The sequence below is a fragment of the Pseudomonas sp. GW822-FHT07A10 genome (genome assembly GCF_058798795.1).
In genome coordinates this window covers 37,182-53,738 of sequence record NZ_JBXAKV010000005.1, presented here as the reverse complement: position 1 = coordinate 53,738, position 16,557 = coordinate 37,182, and the positions used below count along the sequence as shown (strand labels likewise).

General features: G+C 59.4%; 16 protein-coding genes and 1 pseudogene. 6 read left to right on the top strand and 11 right to left on the bottom strand.

The genetic code is table 11. The features are described 5' to 3' along the window. Positions 1 to 91: 91 nt before the first annotated feature. The 6 genes and pseudogenes from AC1RL4_RS10515 to AC1RL4_RS10490 all read right to left on the bottom strand — a co-directional run bounded on the left by AC1RL4_RS10515 (position 92) and on the right by AC1RL4_RS10490 (position 7,226). Positions 92 to 367, bottom strand: coding sequence for a bacteriocin immunity protein (locus AC1RL4_RS10515; RefSeq protein ID WP_230172559.1), 276 nt, complete (start codon positions 365 to 367; stop codon positions 92 to 94). Next, positions 357 to 2,918 carry a pyocin-S2/colicin E7-DNase domain-containing protein gene (locus tag AC1RL4_RS10510; RefSeq protein WP_230172557.1) on the bottom strand — a complete coding sequence of 854 codons (2,562 nt, stop codon included), beginning with the start codon at positions 2,916 to 2,918 and terminating at the stop codon, positions 357 to 359. The genes AC1RL4_RS10515 and AC1RL4_RS10510 overlap by 11 nt, the downstream gene beginning before the upstream one ends. 496 nt (positions 2,919 to 3,414) lie before the next feature. Continuing rightward, positions 3,415 to 4,086: a DUF3313 domain-containing protein gene (locus tag AC1RL4_RS10505; RefSeq protein WP_230172556.1), complete on the bottom strand. Its 672-nt coding sequence runs from the start codon at positions 4,084 to 4,086 to the stop codon at positions 3,415 to 3,417. Between the two features lie 120 nt (positions 4,087 to 4,206). After that, positions 4,207 to 4,878 (bottom strand): annotated as a pseudogene (locus tag AC1RL4_RS10500) (hypothetical protein); the annotation flags it as partial. Between the two features lie 183 nt (positions 4,879 to 5,061). Then, the gene (locus AC1RL4_RS10495) at positions 5,062 to 5,556 is read right to left on the bottom strand and encodes a DUF934 domain-containing protein (RefSeq protein WP_028940476.1); all 495 of its coding nucleotides are present in this window, start codon (positions 5,554 to 5,556) and stop codon (positions 5,062 to 5,064) included. Further along, positions 5,553 to 7,226 (bottom strand): nitrite/sulfite reductase, encoded by a 1,674-nt coding sequence (locus tag AC1RL4_RS10490; protein WP_230172554.1) that lies wholly within the window; start codon positions 7,224 to 7,226, stop codon positions 5,553 to 5,555. The genes AC1RL4_RS10495 and AC1RL4_RS10490 overlap by 4 nt, the downstream gene beginning before the upstream one ends. Before the next feature lie 428 nt (positions 7,227 to 7,654). Here AC1RL4_RS10490 and ccoN point away from each other — a divergent pair, with 428 nt between their 5' ends. Then, positions 7,655 to 9,082, top strand: a complete 1,428-nt coding sequence (gene ccoN / locus AC1RL4_RS10485) for a cytochrome-c oxidase, cbb3-type subunit I (RefSeq protein WP_230172553.1) — start codon at positions 7,655 to 7,657, stop codon at positions 9,080 to 9,082. 15 nt (positions 9,083 to 9,097) lie between these two features. Continuing rightward, complete coding sequence (locus AC1RL4_RS10480; protein ID WP_019579286.1) at positions 9,098 to 9,319, top strand: hypothetical protein; 222 nt, start codon at positions 9,098 to 9,100, stop codon at positions 9,317 to 9,319. Between the two features lie 164 nt (positions 9,320 to 9,483). Here the strand turns inward: AC1RL4_RS10480 and AC1RL4_RS10475 are convergent, their stop codons facing one another. Further along, positions 9,484 to 9,978 (bottom strand): hypothetical protein, encoded by a 495-nt coding sequence (locus AC1RL4_RS10475; RefSeq protein ID WP_019579287.1) that lies wholly within the window; start codon positions 9,976 to 9,978, stop codon positions 9,484 to 9,486. A gap of 70 nt (positions 9,979 to 10,048) precedes the next feature. Continuing rightward, entirely contained in the window at positions 10,049 to 10,825 is a 777-nt protein-coding gene (locus AC1RL4_RS10470) for a helix-turn-helix domain-containing protein (protein ID WP_028940472.1), read from the bottom strand. A 77-nt stretch (positions 10,826 to 10,902) separates the two neighbouring features. On the opposite strand from AC1RL4_RS10470, the gene AC1RL4_RS10465 reads away from it, so the two are divergent. Next, positions 10,903 to 11,595: an aspartate/glutamate racemase family protein gene (locus AC1RL4_RS10465; RefSeq protein ID WP_028940471.1), complete on the top strand. Its 693-nt coding sequence runs from the start codon at positions 10,903 to 10,905 to the stop codon at positions 11,593 to 11,595. A gap of 1 nt (position 11,596) precedes the next feature. Here AC1RL4_RS10465 and AC1RL4_RS10460 read toward each other — a convergent pair whose 3' ends face one another. The 3 genes from AC1RL4_RS10460 to AC1RL4_RS10450 form a co-directional block, all read right to left on the bottom strand. Further along, positions 11,597 to 12,115, bottom strand: coding sequence for a GNAT family N-acetyltransferase (locus AC1RL4_RS10460; protein ID WP_019579290.1), 519 nt, complete (start codon positions 12,113 to 12,115; stop codon positions 11,597 to 11,599). Between the two features lie 85 nt (positions 12,116 to 12,200). Continuing rightward, entirely contained in the window at positions 12,201 to 13,187 is a 987-nt protein-coding gene (locus AC1RL4_RS10455) for a LysR family transcriptional regulator (RefSeq protein WP_230172551.1), read from the bottom strand. Between the two features lie 92 nt (positions 13,188 to 13,279). Further along, positions 13,280 to 13,720, bottom strand: coding sequence for a carboxymuconolactone decarboxylase family protein (locus tag AC1RL4_RS10450; RefSeq protein WP_019579292.1), 441 nt, complete (start codon positions 13,718 to 13,720; stop codon positions 13,280 to 13,282). Between the two features lie 208 nt (positions 13,721 to 13,928). On the opposite strand from AC1RL4_RS10450, the gene pdxR reads away from it, so the two are divergent. The 3 genes from pdxR (at position 13,929) to AC1RL4_RS10435 (ending at position 16,486) form a co-directional block, all read left to right on the top strand. Continuing rightward, complete coding sequence (gene pdxR / locus AC1RL4_RS10445; protein WP_230172549.1) at positions 13,929 to 15,362, top strand: MocR-like pyridoxine biosynthesis transcription factor PdxR; 1,434 nt, start codon at positions 13,929 to 13,931, stop codon at positions 15,360 to 15,362. Between the two features lie 123 nt (positions 15,363 to 15,485). Then, on the top strand, positions 15,486 to 15,779 hold the full coding sequence (locus AC1RL4_RS10440; RefSeq protein WP_018926158.1) for a putative quinol monooxygenase: 294 nt from the start codon (positions 15,486 to 15,488) through the stop codon (positions 15,777 to 15,779). A 287-nt stretch (positions 15,780 to 16,066) separates the two neighbouring features. Next, positions 16,067 to 16,486: a cupin domain-containing protein gene (locus AC1RL4_RS10435; RefSeq protein WP_230172548.1), complete on the top strand. Its 420-nt coding sequence runs from the start codon at positions 16,067 to 16,069 to the stop codon at positions 16,484 to 16,486. Positions 16,487 to 16,557 lie beyond the last annotated feature (71 nt).

Below are 16,557 nucleotides of genomic sequence, written 5' to 3'. Positions count from 1 at the left end.
TGTTTCTGGCGCACAACTGCCCAGGTAACGACATCTGCTCATATTGTGATGAGCAGATGCGTGTGAATTGTTTGCGTTTAGATCAGTGCAGTTACTCTGGTTTGAAGCCGGGCTTGTTATTACGTGCACGCCATTCTTTGACTTCTTTCAGGATGCCCTCAGGACTGTCTTCCTGGCCTTCTTTGGGGTAGAAGATGACGTCTGAACGGCCTGGATGCTCAGTGACACGTTCAAAATGCGTGAGGAGTCTGTCCCTGTAATCCTCCAACGCCTGCCCTTTCAAACCACTTGATTGATTGGAAAACTCCTCCAAAAAAGATAAAAACTCCGCTTCTGTGTAGTCCTCCAGCCTCTCTTTAAAAATCATGATTGCCATTCCCTTTGTGCAGTTGAATATGACGTTTTGGAGTCATTACCGATATGTTGTCCAAGCCGTAGACCTCCCCACCTTTTGAAACTTCAACATCATGATGAAGTTCGAACGTTTTGCGTCCGCCGCTTTGGTCAGCTAACGGCGGGTACGGAGAGAGCCCCTCGCGCATTCTGTTCAAATTGTGAGCACTAAACTGGTGATTCAATGTCGTATCCGCCGCAACAGTCCTCCAAAACGCCCGCCTGAACCGATGAAAATTGGCAAATTCCCTACCCCTTAGCTGATCCGCAATCTGGACAGGAACCGCCGCACCCTCTGCTCTTGCAGCCTCCCCCAACCAAATCCCTGTAACCGTCTGCCCAACCCCCGTAGCAACCCCCGGATCATCCCGCCGATCCAGAAACAACACATCCGACGAGGGCAACTCCATATCCGCCGGATACCCAGGAATACTGGCACCGATCTGCCCTTCGTCAACAGCCGGAAAGGTCTCGTTTTGCGGTAGGACCGGGATGACCGGGGTGCCGGGATAAACCGCTGGAATCGACGGTGTAACCGGTGAGGTTGTAGGATCGAGGTGTTCGATACCCGGCGGAACGAGAGGTGTCCAGGTTCCGACGCCAACGGGGTTAATCGGCCAAGGCAGAACCGCAGGGGTGATCCCCAACTGTCCGTGGGTGCTTTGCGGCGTGGTGATGCTGATTTTGTCGAGGTTGAAGGGGGTTTCACCCAACTCCGCAAGCTCTTGATAACGCAGCTCGAATTCACGCCGTTCACCAACCCAAGTGCTTTTTGGCGCATAGGGTGCAAAACCTTGTTCGATGCGTTTTTTATTGACCTCATCGAACTGGGCCGTGAGCGCCGGATGCTCGCCCAGCGTTCGCCACAGCGTCTCGTCAAAAGCGCCGAACGAGTTGATTTCGCGACCTCGAAACTGATCGCCGATCTGTGTCGGAATGGCGGCGCCTGTCACCTTGCGTGCCGTTTTCCACCAGTCAGCCGTGGCCGGTTGACCGCTCCCAGTGACGACACCCGAACCCATAGGTGGCTGATTGAAGGACAGGTAAGTCGGTGGTAAGCCTGGTACGCAAACAATGCAGTCCTGAATGCGCAGGTCGACACCTACCGGGATGTGCTGGATCTGCGGCGTCAACTTCGCCAGCCCCGCCTGGCTCGTCGTGGCAGCCTGAGCGGCAGCGCCCGGCGCGAATTGAAGGTGCCTGGTCGGGAATCCGGGGATCTTTGCGTTGTAGAACCCGGTCAGCGGGTCGAGTACCGCATTGATGACCGGCACATCAGCATCAATCTCATCGCCGGTAGCGACAGCAATGATGGCGGTGCCCTCTGACACGGCTTCGGGTTTGAGCCGGTATGCCGCCTCCACCGAGCCACCGGAATCAGCAATCGATTGCAGTGCTCGACCATCGGAAAGCCCCAGCGCTTGCGCGGGAATGGCGACAGCCTGGAACAAACGCCGACGTTGCTCGACGCTCAACTCACTGTTGCCGAGGGTGGGCGAGTACACCATCGCGGTGACGAACACCGGCCCCGTTTTTGCGGCAATGCGTCCGAAATCGATGAGGGTGCTGACGGCAGACTGTACCGCCGCCTCAAGCACTGCCGCCGCTTGCCGCGCCACGAATGCGCCGTCACGCGTCAAAACCATCCCGCCAGCGGCAACCGAGGTAACGGGAATAGTCAGCGTGTTAGCCTGCCTGACCCGTTCAACCCGTACATCTTCATCGGCTTGCTGCTTGAAGCGAACCCGTGCTTCACGCTGCTCGGCGTACTGACGCTGGGCCTCCCACACGGCTTCCCTTTCGCGCCAGACGACTGTCTGCTCGGCGTGATGCCTTGCCAGCGCATTGGATTTGTCCGTGAGCGCATTGATTTGCGATGTCAGCAATCGGGCTTCATGGGCCGCGTTATAGGCGTTTTCCCATATCTGATGGCCGTCATTGAGTGCCTGACCAAACTGCCCCAGTCGCGTCAGGTAATCGTTCGAGGTGCGGGCGAATGGATCGTGTCCATCGAAGGACCGAGCAACCGCGTTTTTTGCATCGAGCTCGGCGGTTTTACGGGTGGTAAGCCCGTCGATCTCGTTTTTTTCCTTGGTTATCAGATAAAGCTGCCAGCGTTCGCTCGAGTCGCTATTGGGTGGCCGTCGCGCAGCCGATATTTCGTGTTCGAGAGATGACGCGAGTTGACCGGCCTTGTCGGCAAAGCGACGATCCACCTCGGCTCTGATGGCGTCATGACGCTGCGCCAGCCCCGCAAGAAACTGGTGAAGGGCCTGAACACGGGCCTGTTCCTGAGCCTGTGCTTGAGCCGCCTCGGCCTGCTCGCGCTCTTTTTGCTTTTTCTGACGATCCGCTTCTATGGCCCGCCTTCGGGCCTTTTGCTTGTTCTTGCTGGTTTTACCGAACCCGCCTGAAACCCCTCCGCCACCGCCAAAACCACCGCCAGAACCACCACTCGAAGCGGGCGGTCCCGACCTGATGACGACACTTCCTGACGATCCATCGTTATGTATTTGTTGTGCCATACAGTCACTCCTTGTCTGTAGGGCACAGCATGTCGATGGAGCAGTGGTCAGGTGCGGTACATAGTTATCGGATGGGATTTATATCGAAGGATCGGCCACCAAGCCGACACATCAAAAGGATGAGTTCGATAAAAGAGCGGCACGATCAGACGGTTGACGCGACAACCAGCTGCTAGAGTAAAAAAGGGCCTTCACTTGAGAAACGACCACTGCATCCCCTGGTTTTGGCGGCAATGACCAGCCACCGTTCACGCTATTGGCCGGACTGAATGTCATCTTCGGAAAATGAGGAAACGTCTATGAAAGGTTTGCTTCGCGTTGCGGGATTCAGCCTGATGGCGCTTTTCGCAAGTTGTGGTGTCGGTGCCCAGACAATGCAAAGTCATGCGGCGCCGGTTGCGCTCACTGTCATACCGGCCGACATCCCGGGGGAATAGCCAAGGGGATTGATCGTTCCCATGCCTGGGAACGATCTTGCGCGAACAATAAACCCGCGTTACTTGGACTTGAATTTTACAAACGACTGATTCATGTCCGAAGCCCAGCCATCGATCACGTTTTTCACGTCATCGGCTTTCATCACCTGAGCTTCGTTTTCCAGCGGTTTGCCGGTGCCCTTGCGCACCACCTGGGCGATGACTTTATTGGTGCTGCCATCGAGAAACACCGCTTCGGTGGCCAGATCGGTTTGCTGATCGCGAATACCGCTCGCGGTGCTGACGGCTGCCGCCACCAAGGCAATCGGGATCACTTCATAAGGCTTGAGGCTTTCGGTCTTGCTGCTGACGGCGGTAATCGCCGCACGCACCACGATCACGCCTGGGCCGGGGCCGCTGGCCAGTGGCAGGGATTTACCCAGTTCGCGCTTGAGCGCCTGATCGTAGTAGCTGGTGATGCCGTTCAACGTGGTCTGAGGGATTTTCGCTGTTGGCTGCGGTTTGGGATAGAGCTGAGTCGGCTCGATGTAGGCACTGGTGTATTTGTTGACGTTGAGCTTGGGATCGACCCAGCGCATCACCACGGCGCCCGATGGCGACTTGGCTTCCTTGAGCTGGCTGTAGTCCTTGAGAAAGCCGGAGTACTGGTCTGGCTCGACGACTTTGCTGGCGCAACCCGCCACCCCGAGAGAGGCGATGCACAGTGTGCTCATCATTAACGCAAGCTTCATGCTTTAACTCCTGTCAGAAGGACGGCAACGGTATTACCTACGAGAGTTACAGGTATAGCTAATGCCCGGCGTTTTTGTATCGAAAATCACAATTTTCAGCTCTCGCCACGGTTGCGGCCATCACCACGAAGACCCGCTTTTCGCTGCCAACTCCCGCCGGCTATTGGCCCGCATCGCCTTGATCAACGATACCGTGCCCACCAGGATGATCACCGCGCCGAACAGGAAGTCGATGGTGTACAACTGGAAATCGTTCAACGGCCCCACCAGGAACACCCGGATCGCGCCAATACTCACCAGCGTCGCGAGAAAGTCGATGCCCGGCTCGTCGCGATAGAACACGTGCAGCAGCGGCAGGCACATCACCAGCAACAACAGCAACACAATCACCTTGAATGAGCCCTTGCGCTCGACGCTGAACGCGCATTCGTTGGCGCCGTAGGGCTTGTAGTCCTGCTCACTGATCAGCGAATTTTTCTCGTTGATGTACTCGACACGGTTGTACTTCTGGATCGGCGTAAAGGTGTTGGACATCTGCATGCTGGTGGTGACGTTTTTGAAACGCAGGTCGACGCGCTCGTTACCCTTGAGGTAGTACAACACCGGTTTGTAACCGTAACGGTAGGTGTCGAACGGAAAGTCGGTCGCACGCCCCTGGACGTCGATGGGCCGGGACTCAAGTTCGGCGTAGGCACTTTTGTTGACCGAAGACAGGTTACGGCTCAGGGGTTTGATCTTGACCTGTTCCATGAAAATCGGCGCAACGCCGTAGGACCACTGCAGCGGCTCCACACTCCTTATGAGACGCGGACCCTATCAAAATGCCATCAGTGGCCCAAGCAAAAATGCCCATACGAGGGAAATCCCTGTAGGAGCGAGGCTTGCCCGCGAAGAACGATGACGCGTAATACCTGGACACCTCGGCGCATTCTTCGCGGGTAAGCCTCACTCCTACAGGTTCTGCGTCTTGACTTGTCAGCGTCGCCGAAACAACGGCCGCGGCTCAATCACCGAACGCCCATACAACACGCTCATCCCCGCCAGTCCCTTCAGCGCATCTTCGGCAGACTTGTCTTCACGCACGGCAAAGCTGTCGAAACCGCATTGGCGCATGTGGCTGAGTTGATCGCGCAGCACATCGCCAATCGCGCGCAATTCGCCTTGCCATCCGAATCGCGTGCGCAACAGATAGGCCTGGCTGTAAGCGCGTCCGTCACGAAAACTCGGGAAGTCCAGGGCAATCAGCGGCAGGTCGGGGAACCACGGAATCAGATTTGCCACTTCGTCGTCAGGACCGAGCCAGACACCTTCGAGCGCGGTTGTGGTGTCGGCATTAAGGGCCAGCCACTGGGGTAACGGCAGGATCAGCGGCCCGGCCGGGAGTTCACCGGTCGTTTCACGAATCAACTGCCATGGGTCGTCGCGCACCCACTCGGCGCCGCCCTCTCGCAAACGCAGCAGATTGTTCATACCGACACCTCCAGCACTTTCGGGTAGACACGTTCCTTGAACGGCTCCAGACCGATGCGCGCCAGGGTATCGACGAACAGTTCTTCGCTCTCGCGGTAGCGCACGAACGTGCCGATGATCCGTTCAATCACATCGGGCACTTCGGCGGCGCTGAAGGACGGACCAATGACCTTGCCCAGCGCGCTGTCCTTGCCCTGGGCGCCGCCGAGGGTGATCTGGTACCACTCGCTGCCGTTCTTGTCGACGCCAAGAATGCCGATGTTGCCGATGTGGTGATGGCCGCAGGCGTTCATGCAGCCGGAGATGTTCAGGCTGATGTCGCCCAGGTCATGCAGGTAATCAAGATCGTCGAAACGTGCCTGAATCGCTTGCGCGATGGGGATCGACTTGGCGTTGGCCAGGGCGCAGAAGTCGCCGCCGGGGCAAGCGATGATGTCAGTCAGCAAGCCGATGTTGGCACTCCCCAGGCCTTGCTCGCAGGCCAGGCACCACAGCGCATAAAGGTCTGCCTTGGGCACGTCCGGCAGGACGATGTTCTGTTCATGGGCGATGCGGATTTCGCCGAAACCGAACTGCTCGGACCATTGCGCCACCGCTTCCATTTGTTCGGCAGTAACATCCCCCGGCGGCGCGGCGATACCCGGTTTGGTCGACAGCACCACACTGGCGTAACCCGGCACCTTGTGCGGCTGAACGTTGCGCGCCACCCAACGGGCGAACGCCGGGTGCTCGGCCAGGCGCGTGCCGAAGTCCAGGTCGGTGCCGGCCAGTGAACGGTAATCGGGTGGCACAAAGGCACTGGCAACACGCTCATACTCGACGTCGGTCAACTGCGCCGGGCCGTCCTTGAGGTGTTGCCACTCCTCCTCCACTTCCTTGGCGAATGCTTCTATCCCCAGGGCCTTGACCAGAATCTTGATCCGCGCCTTGTACTTGTTATCGCGCCGTCCGTGGCGGTTGTAGACCCGCAGCACCGCCTCGACATAAGACAGCAAATGCTGCCACGGCAAGCCTTCGCGAATCTGCAGACCGAGAATCGGCGTACGCCCCAACCCGCCGCCCACGATCACCCGCAAGAGCATTTGCCCGCTGTCGTCACGATAAAGATAAAGACCGATGTCATGCATCATGATCGCCGCGCGGTCCTGTTTCGCCGAGCAGATGGCGATCTTGAACTTGCGTGGCAGGTACAGGAATTCCGGGTTGATGGTCGACCATTGCCGCAGGATCTCCGCCAGCGGACGCGGGTCCATCAGCTCGTCCGCCGCAACACCGGCGAAGGCTTCGGTGGTGATGTTGCGCACGCAGTTGCCGGAGGTCTGGATCGCGTGCATTTCCACTTGGGCCAGGCGTTCGAGGATGTCCGGGACCTGGGCCAGTTCGATCCAGTTGAACTGCATGTTTTGCCGGGTGGTGAAGTGGCCGTAACCACGATCGTAGTCCCGGGCAATGCTCGCCAGAGTGCGCATTTGCCTGGTGCTCAGGGTGCCGTAAGGAATCGCCACGCGCAGCATGTAGGCGTGTTTTTGCATGTACAGGCCATTCTGCAAACGCAGGGGCAGGAACTCTTCTTCGCTCAATTCGCCGGCCATGAAACGTTCGACCTGATCGCGAAACTGCGCAACACGCTCGAACACCAGGGCCCGGTCATAGTCATCGTATTGATACATGTGGCTGCCACCTCATCAGGAATTTTGCGCAGAACCAGTGGGAGCTCCTGTGGCGAGGGGGCTTGCCCCCGTTGGGTTGCGAAGCAGCCCCAAAATCTCTGATACACCGAAGATCTTGTGAGTGCTACGCACTCAAACGGGGGCAAGCCCCCTCGCCACAGGCCGCTCCCACAGGAGTTGCGGTGGATCGAACTCTGCGGCTCGTTCTTGGGGTGCAACTATGCGGCAGCAGCGCAGCGTGTTACAGATTCAGCTAAACACTAAAAAATCGTATCAGGACGCGACTGATGGCCGCAGGCTTGCCCCGCATCTGATCCGTATAAATGAAAGTTTCCTGAGACTGTTTTGTTTCCGGCAGGGTTTCTACAGTTCATCGCATGCCAGACCGGGTGGCCTGGCAAGACTTTGCAACCGTGGAAGAACTGACCATGAGCACAGCAACAATCGGACTGGCCTATAACTACAAGGTCGTCCGCCAATTCGTCGTGGCAACCGTGGTATGGGGCGTCGTCGGGATGGCGATGGGGGTATGGATCGCCTCGCAACTGGTATGGCCCGAGATGAACCTCGACCTGCCGTGGACCACCTTCGGCCGCTTGCGCCCGCTGCACACCAGCCTGGTGATTTTCGGCTTTGCCGGCAGCGCGCAATTCGCCGCCAGTTACTACGCCGTGCAGCGCACCTGCCAGGCTCGGCTGTTCTCGGACAAACTCGCTGCATTCACCTTCTGGGGCTGGCAATCGGTGATCGTGGTGATGCTGATCAGCCTGCCGCTGGGCTACACGACCACCAAGGAATACGCCGAGATCGAGTTCTCCGGCGCGGTGTGGATGACGGTGGTCTGGCTCGCCTATGCCATCGTGTTTTTCACCACCGTGGTGCGCCGCAAGACCAAGCATATCTACGTCGGCAACTGGTTCTTCGGCGCGTTCATCGTGGTGATCGCCATGCTGCACGTGGTCAATCACCTGTCGATTCCGGTGGACTGGTTCAAGTCGTATCCGGTGTACTCCGGGGCCACCGACGCCATGGTGCAGTGGTGGTACGGGCACAACGCGGTGGGCTTTTTCCTCACCACCGGGTTCCTCGGCATGATGTATTACTTCGTGCCGAAACAGGTGGGTCGGCCGGTGTATTCCTATCGCTTGTCGATCGTGCATTTCTGGGCGCTGATCACCCTGTACATCTGGGCCGGTCCGCACCATTTGCACTACACCGCGTTGCCGGACTGGGCGCAGTCTCTGGGCATGGCGATGTCGCTGATTCTGCTGGCGCCGAGCTGGGGCGGGATGATCAACGGTATGATGACGCTGTCGGGGGCCTGGCATAAGTTGCGCACCGACCCGATCCTGCGCTTCCTCGTGCTATCCCTGGCCTTCTACGGCATGTCGACCTTCGAAGGGCCAATGATGGCGATCAAGACGGTCAATGCCCTCTCCCACTACACCGACTGGACCATCGGCCACGTGCACGCCGGCGCGCTCGGCTGGGTAGCGATGATCACCTTCGGCGCCATCTACCACATGGTCCCGAAAGTCTTTGGCCGCACGCAAATGCACAGCGTGCCGCTGATCAACCTGCACTTCTGGCTGGCGACCATCGGCACCGTGCTGTACATCGCCTCGATGTGGGTCAACGGCATCACCCAGGGCTTGATGTGGCGTGCGATCAACGACGACGGCACGCTGACCTACTCGTTCGTCGAGGCGTTGCAGGCCAGCCATCCGGGCTTCATCGTGCGGTTTGTCGGCGGGGTGTTCTTCCTCAGCGGCATGCTGCTGATGGCTTATAACGTGTGGCGTACGGTGCGGGTTGCAGATGTGAAGATGGCCGAACTTGAAGCGCAGTATGCCTGAGGCAAGGAGCCTGACATGATCGAAATGGCGTTGAATTTATTGGGTGTGCTGGGGCTTTGGCTGGCGATCGAATACTGCTTGAAACAGCAGACGACCGAGAGCCTGGACGATGCCAGCCTGATTCCGTTTGCCGATGACCCCGAGGTGGCGCGGCGGGTGGAATTGGCTACCGGCAAGACAGTGAAAGCGGTGGCGCCGGAAGAGGCGAAGCCGGGCTGGGGCAACCTCGAAATCTGAGGTACACCCAATTCACTGTGGGAGCGGGCTTGTGGCGAGGGGGCTTGCCCCCGTTCGAGTGCGCAGCGCTCGCAGGTTCTGGGTCCGCTGCGCGGCCCAACGGGGGCAAGCCCCCTCGCCACAAAAGCCCGTTCCCACAGGGTTGAGTGTCGATCACATGGACATTAGTTGCGCTCGCGGGGAATCAGGCTCTGCAGTTGCTGCGCCAAAAAGTTTGCATCGAAGGCAAACGTGTCCGGGTCTTTCAGGCCGTTGGTCTTGCGCCATTGCCAGGCGCTGGACGGTGGCAGGCACACCAGCGAAATACTGCCATAGCGCGCCGCGGTCAACCCCATCACGGCAAGGGAAATCTGCCCACCAACACCCATCACGTCCGGCACAAACTCCACCGGTTTTCCGGCGATAACGACGCTCAGTTTCTCGGTCTTGAACGTCGACGTCTCCACCGGCACGCTCGGCCCGGACGCGACATACGCCTCGCGGTTCACTTCCAGCAGATTCGGCGCCAGGACCGGTGCCAGCCACTGCTGGATCTGATCGAACAACTCCCCGATGCGCGTCGCCCACACGGCCGATTGCGCCTCAAACAGTTGCTTCTTGTGCGCTTCGCTTTCTGCGTAGTGGCGAAGCATCTCGCCCAGTTGCTGTACGTCGTCCATTGCGGTGTTCCTTTGGTTGAAGCGGTGCTGCGGACTTTGAGCATGGCAGATGCGCGCGGCCGGCGTACGACTAAAAGCGCGAGCGGTACTGGCTGGGGGTCATGGCCAGGTATTTGCGAAAGGCACTGCCCATGTGGGACTGATGGGCGAAGCCGACATCCAGAGCGATGCTGGCCAAGGGCAGAGCCGTGCGCTCGATCAGCCTGCGTGCGGCCTGAAGCCGCACTTCAATGAGGTAGGCGTGAGGCGTCAGGCCAATAGCCTGGGTGAAATCGCGCAGAAAGCGCAGTTCGTTGTGCCCATAGGTGGCAGCCAATTGTTCCAGCGTCAGGGGATGCTGGAACTGCTCGGCGATCTGTTCCATGACTCGGGCAAAGGCCTTGGGCGTGGCACGCTGCGTTGTATCGGTTATCGAACCCGCGACGTCAACCAGCGCCACGGCACATTGCTCAAGCGCCAGCAGGTCGGGCTGCGTGGCAAGCAACTGACGACGAATCTCACGTGCGATGGTCAACGCACGTCGATTGCCGCAAGACTGCACACGGTGGGCGACACTGGGTAATTGTTCGCTGGCGAACTGTTCGTCCAGCAGCATCAGCAGATACTCGCCACCGCTGGCCGATTCGGAAAACACCTCCACGCCGACCGGCGTATACGCCAATACGCCCGGCCAGGTATCGAAATCCGTCCGCCGGTCAGAATCGATCGCATGCACGCCCTGCTGACGTTCCAGCGTCACCCCGAGGGTTTGCGACTGCGCCGGATCCCGCGCGCTGTACGGCGCACGGGGCAAGAGTTGCAGGCAGAGTCTGCCGCCCAACAGGTTCTCGCTCAGCACACCGGGCATGTGAAATTTCCTGATAGATCGGAACAAGGATCCACTGGACACTCTCCCCAAGGGTTTGCCATTCACAGGAGCACGACATGCACACCATCGGCCTTATCGGCGGCATGAGCTGGGAGTCCAGCGCCGAGTATTACCGTCTTATCAACCAGCAGGTACGCGACCGCCTCGGGCCGTTGCGTTCGGCGAAATTGCTAATGTACAGCGTCGACTTCGGCCCTGTCGAACAGGCCCAGCATGCCGGGCGCTGGGACGATGCGGCGGCGATTCTGGTGGATGCCGCGCGGCGTCTGGAAGCGGGTGGCGCCGAGTGCGTGGTGCTGTGTACCAACACCATGCACAAGGTGGCCGGGCAGATTCAGTCTGCGATTGATATTCCGTTCCTGCACATTGCCGACCCGGCCGCTCAGGCGGCGCTGGACGCCGGAGCTCTGCGGGTGGGCCTGCTCGGTACTGCATTCACCATGGAGCAGGACTTTCTCAAGGCACGTCTGACGGCCAAGGGCCTGACGGTGCTGGTGCCGGAGGCTGAAGAGCGTCAGGCGGTGCACCGGATCATCTATGACGAGTTGTGCGTCGGGGTAATCAGCGAGGCATCGCGCCAAGTCTATCAACGGGTGATCGAAACGCTGACCAAACGCGGCGCCCAGGCGATCATCCTCGGCTGTACCGAAATCGGCCTGCTGATCAAACCCGAGCACAGCGCCCTGCCCCTGCTCGACACCACCGAACTGCATGCGCAGGCGGCGGTGGCGTTTGCCTTGGGCGACTGACTCAATCGGCCTTGGGCGTGCGACGCAGGCGCGCCATGCTCAGGGTATCGACCAAGCGACCGTCACGCACCGCATAGTCGCGAAACAGGCCTTCGGTCTCGAAGCCGAATTTCCGGTACAGGCCGATGGCCGCTTCGTTGTCGGCGTACACCGAGAGTTCGACCCGTTGCAGGTTCATCCAGTTGTCGGCGACATCAAGCGCCGCCGCCAGCAGTTTCGAACCGACACCCTTGCCCTGCCAAGCCACGGCAACCCCCATGCCGAAGCTGCCTGCATGGCTGCGGCGGATTCGCGAAAACTGTTCCAGGCCGATGTTACCGATGACCGAGCCCTGATGCAGCGCCACCAATTTCACCGCCCGTTCGTTGTCCGCCATCAGGCGTTGGCGCCAGACTTCGGTGGACTGAAACGGCATTTGCAGCACCTGACGGGCCACGGCCGGGTCGTTATAGAGGGCGGTGATGCCCTCGATGTGGGATTCGTTGAAGCGTTCGAGGGTAATGACGGAGTCAGCGGGCATGAATGTTTCGTCCTTGATGCGTACATGGCCGCTTACTCTATTACGGTGCAAGCCCCCTCGCCACAAAAATGCTCTTGCCAGAAGATCAGTCGAGCTGTTCGAACCACTCCCGCCGCTCGTTGAAGGTGTTGCGGATCAGCTCGACGATTCCCTGCACCTCGGCCTCATTTCGGGAGTCGGCATTGACCGCCATCCACACCTGGCGTTGCATCGGTTGGTTGAACAGCCCGGGCAACGCCAGCAGCCCTCGATCGAATCGGCTCATGTAGTGCGGCAGCAAACCGATGCAGGCGCTGCAACGGATCATCTCCAGCATCAACTCATAGGAATGCAGCTGCACCACCCCCGCCAGACGCTGCTCCACCAGACGGTTCCACGGCCCAAAGGTCTCAACCTGGCGGTCGTGCTGCCATTGCACCAGCATGAAATCGGCCAGGTCACCCAGGCTGTCCGGGCGGGCCGCGACCCGCGAGTAACGTTTGGCAATGTGCGGCAGATAGTCCAGCCGTGCCACGCGCTGGGGCTCGCTGATGGCGAAACTGGGGCCTGGCGATGGCGAATCGGTGCCCGCCAGCCACACCACCACATCGGCGCTGATCGCCCGTAGGGACAACTCGCTATCGAGGGAGATGATGTCCAGGCGCACACTGGCGTTGCGCCGCAGCAGCGCGACCAAGTCGCGACCGAGGATGTCGTGCAGGATCGACTCGGCCACGGCCAGGCGCACCAACGGCTGTTCGATCACTGGCAAATCGCGCTCACGGGCCAAGGCCATCAACTGCGCCTGAAGCTGCAACCCGTCACGACTGAGGGCAAAGCCATTGCCCGAATGGCAGAACAGCGAGCGCTGCAGTTGCGCTTCAAGTTGCGCCAATTGTTTACGCAACTGGGTCGACTTGATGTTGAGACTGCGGGCCGCTTGCATGAAACAACCACAGCGGGCGCTGACCCTGAAGGCCAGCAGTAACACCGGATCGATTCCGGCTATCCGAGCGTGAGAGGCGTTGCTGTGTTCTACGGACGAACGGTACTCGGCCACGCCCTGACGCCCGGCGGATTCCATGAATGACATCGATGACTCCCTGTCGATCTGTCCTTGACCGTTTCATCCTGCTGATCGTTCATGAATCTGATGTGACAAACGGGTAAAAACCAAACCAATAATCAACTGCTGGGCGTTTGCCGAAAACTCACCGCCAGGCGATTCCAGCTGTTGATGGCGCTGATGGCCATCGTCAGGTCGACCAGTTCCCCTTCACCGAACTGCTCCCGGGCCAGTGCATAAACATCGTCCGGCACGTGGCTTTGCGCAAGCAGGGTCACCGCTTCGGTCCAGGCCAGGGCCGCCCGCTCCCGAGGGCTGAAAAAGCCGCTGTCACGCCAGACCACGATCGCATACAGCCGCCGATCGGTCTCGCCGATACGACGTGCGTCCACCGAGTGCATGTCCGTGCAGAAGGCGCAGCCATTGAGCTGCGAGGCGCGGATCTTGATCAGGTTCAGCAACGCCGGTTCGATGCTCAGATCACGGGTCAAGGCCTCCATGGCGATCATGGCTTTCATCGCCTTGGGCGATGCGCTGTAGTAATCCAGGCGAACGGTCATGGCGGCGGCCTCGTGGCGCGAATCGGTATCTCCACGTTAAGCGCTGATGCACGAGCGTTACAGAGCCAATTCAGCGGAAAAGCCATGGACCGCCCGACAGAAGACCAATTGCCGGTTTTTCGCCCACACAACTTCTGTGCAGTCACTCATGCAGGTAATCTGGCGCGACGCACAGTCGCCTCACAATCGCCCCAGGAGCCCCGCCGGTATGGAACTTCACGTTGTCATCAACGGCCGCAAGGATCTGGCAGGCCAGCTGTACCGGCAACTGCGCAGCGCCATTGAATCCGGGCGGCTGGCAGCCGGCACGCAGCTGCCGCCCAGCCGCTTGCTGGCCGAACAACTGGGGATCTCGCGCAAGACTATTTCCGACACGTATGCGCAACTGACCTACGAAAACTTCCTCACCGGGGTGATCGGCAAAGGCACCTACGTCAATGCCCGGGCGGCAAAAGTCGTCCGTAAACAGAGCCATTCGGAATTGGCCAGCTTCGATGTCATCGAGAGCTGGCGCAAGCTGCCGACGTTCTTGCGCCACCCGACGCTGGAAGGCTCGCTGCGCTACGACTTTATCGGTGGTGCAACCAGCAAGGGCCAGTTTCCGCAGGACGACTGGCGCCGTTGTACTTCCCATGCCTTGCGCCAGATCGCCGGTTCCAAGGGTTTCTACAGCCAGCCCGAAGGCCTGCCGGCGTTGCGCAATGCAATCGCACAGCACATCGCATTTTCCCGCGGGGTCAATTGTCAGGACGAAGACGTGGTGGTGTGCAATGGCGCGCAGCAAGCGCTGGACCTGATTTCCCGGGTGTTGACCCAACCGGGCAGCCTCGTGGCCATGGAGGACCCCGGTTACCCTCCGGCGCGCCTGTTGTTCGGGACTCATGGCGCAACGGTGGTCGGCGTGCCGGTCGATGCACAAGGCATCCAGGTCGAGCACATTCCCGACGGCACGCGGCTGATTTATGTCACCCCGTCGCACCAGTTCCCCTTGGGCATGCCCATGAGCCACGAGCGTCGGCTGGCGCTGCTGGAGCGGGCCCACGAACTGGGGGCGATCATCATAGAGGACGATTACGACAGCGAGTTCCGCTATGAAGGCCGGCCCACCGACTCGCTGCAAAGCCTGGATGAACGAGGCATCGTCGCCTACGTCGGCACCTTCTCGAAGACCCTGTTGCCGGAGTTGCGGCTGGGGTATGCGATTTTGCCGCCGGCGATTCTCGAAGCGGTGATCAGCGCCAAGCAGCTCACCGACCGGCACACCTCCACCCTGCCCCAGTGGGCGCTGGCCAAGTTCATCGCCGAAGGCTGTCTGCTCAAGCACATCCGGCGTTGCCATACGATTTACGCCGGGCGCCGCGAACGGATCCTGGCGCGGATGGCGGGCGACCTTTCGCCATGGTTCGAAGCGGTGCCGACCACGGCCGGGTTTCACATGGCGGTACTGTGCAAGGTGCCGGTCGATATTCCATTGGTGATCGAACTCGCGAAAAAAGTCGAAGTGGGGCTCTATACCCTGGACGACTTTTTTTACCAGCAAGCGCCACGGGCGGGGCTTTTTCTGGGATTCGGGGCCATCGAAACCCTGGACATCGACATCGCCCTGGACCGCTTGCGGGACATACTGCAGCAGGTTGCCTGAGGGATTGGTCTGCGGGTTTATCCGGTGATTGGCTATTGGCGGTCCGGGGGTGCAGGCCTATCCTGAATGAGCGTTATCCCTCAATGAGCAGGATTCGTCCGGCCTGATTCAGGAGTGTGAGTAATGTCCAACCAAGTATTCAACACCGTAAAGATACGGGCTGCCGCCGGTCGCTCGGACGAACTGGGCAAACAACTGCAAAAGATTGTCGACACCCTGCGCGAACTTCCGGGCTGTGATGGCTATATGGTCGACCGCTGCCCCGAAGACGACACCCGCTGGACGGTCAGCGCCCGCTGGCAATCGGAAGCGGCCATGCAAGCGCATTTCAATCGCCCCGAAGTGCAAGGTTTTATCGGCCTGATCGACAGCCGACTGGCCAATGCCGTCGACTTCAACAGCTTTCCTATCGTTTAAAAAACAAGATCAAAAGATCGCAACCCCGTAGCAGCTGTCGAGCCTGCGAGGCTGCGTTCGGCTGCGAAGCAGTCGTGAGTCCAGCTGACGCGATCTGTCTGACGCACCGCGAGTTCTGATTTGACGACTGCTTCGCAGCCGAACGCAGCCTCGCAAGCTCGGCAGCTGCTACAGGGAACGTAACATCAGTGAGTGGTCCCCTCACCTTCCGGAAAATTGGCCGTTTGATTAGCCGATAGCGCGGCTTACTGTGGTCCCTGACGACTCACCACCACAGGTAATCAACCATGAATGCACTTCGTTTTATTGCCGCCTCTCTCACCGCCCTGACGCTAACCGTTTCAGCCTCGGCATTCGCCGACAAAACCGCCGCCCCTTCGGAAAACGTCACCATCCTGCAGGACCAGATGCTGAAAAACGCACCTGGCAAAAAAGCCTTGATGATCGAAGTCGATTACAAGCCGGGCCAATCTTCCATTGCCCATAAACACCAGGGTACGGCCATGGCCTACGTGCTGTCGGGGGAGATCACTTCTCAAGTCAAAGGCGAAAAAGCGATCACCTACAAGGCTGGTGAGTTCTGGTACGAGCCGGCCGGCTCGGAACATCTGGTGTCGAAAAACGCCAGCGCCACAAAACCTGCCAAGCTATTGGTGTTCATGGTGTTGGCCCCGGATGAGAAAGTGTTGATTCCTTTGGAGAACTGATAGCTGAGGCCATCAGCCACCACAAAACCTTCAGGCATAAAAAAGCCCCGCCTCTTTCGAGAGCGGGGCTT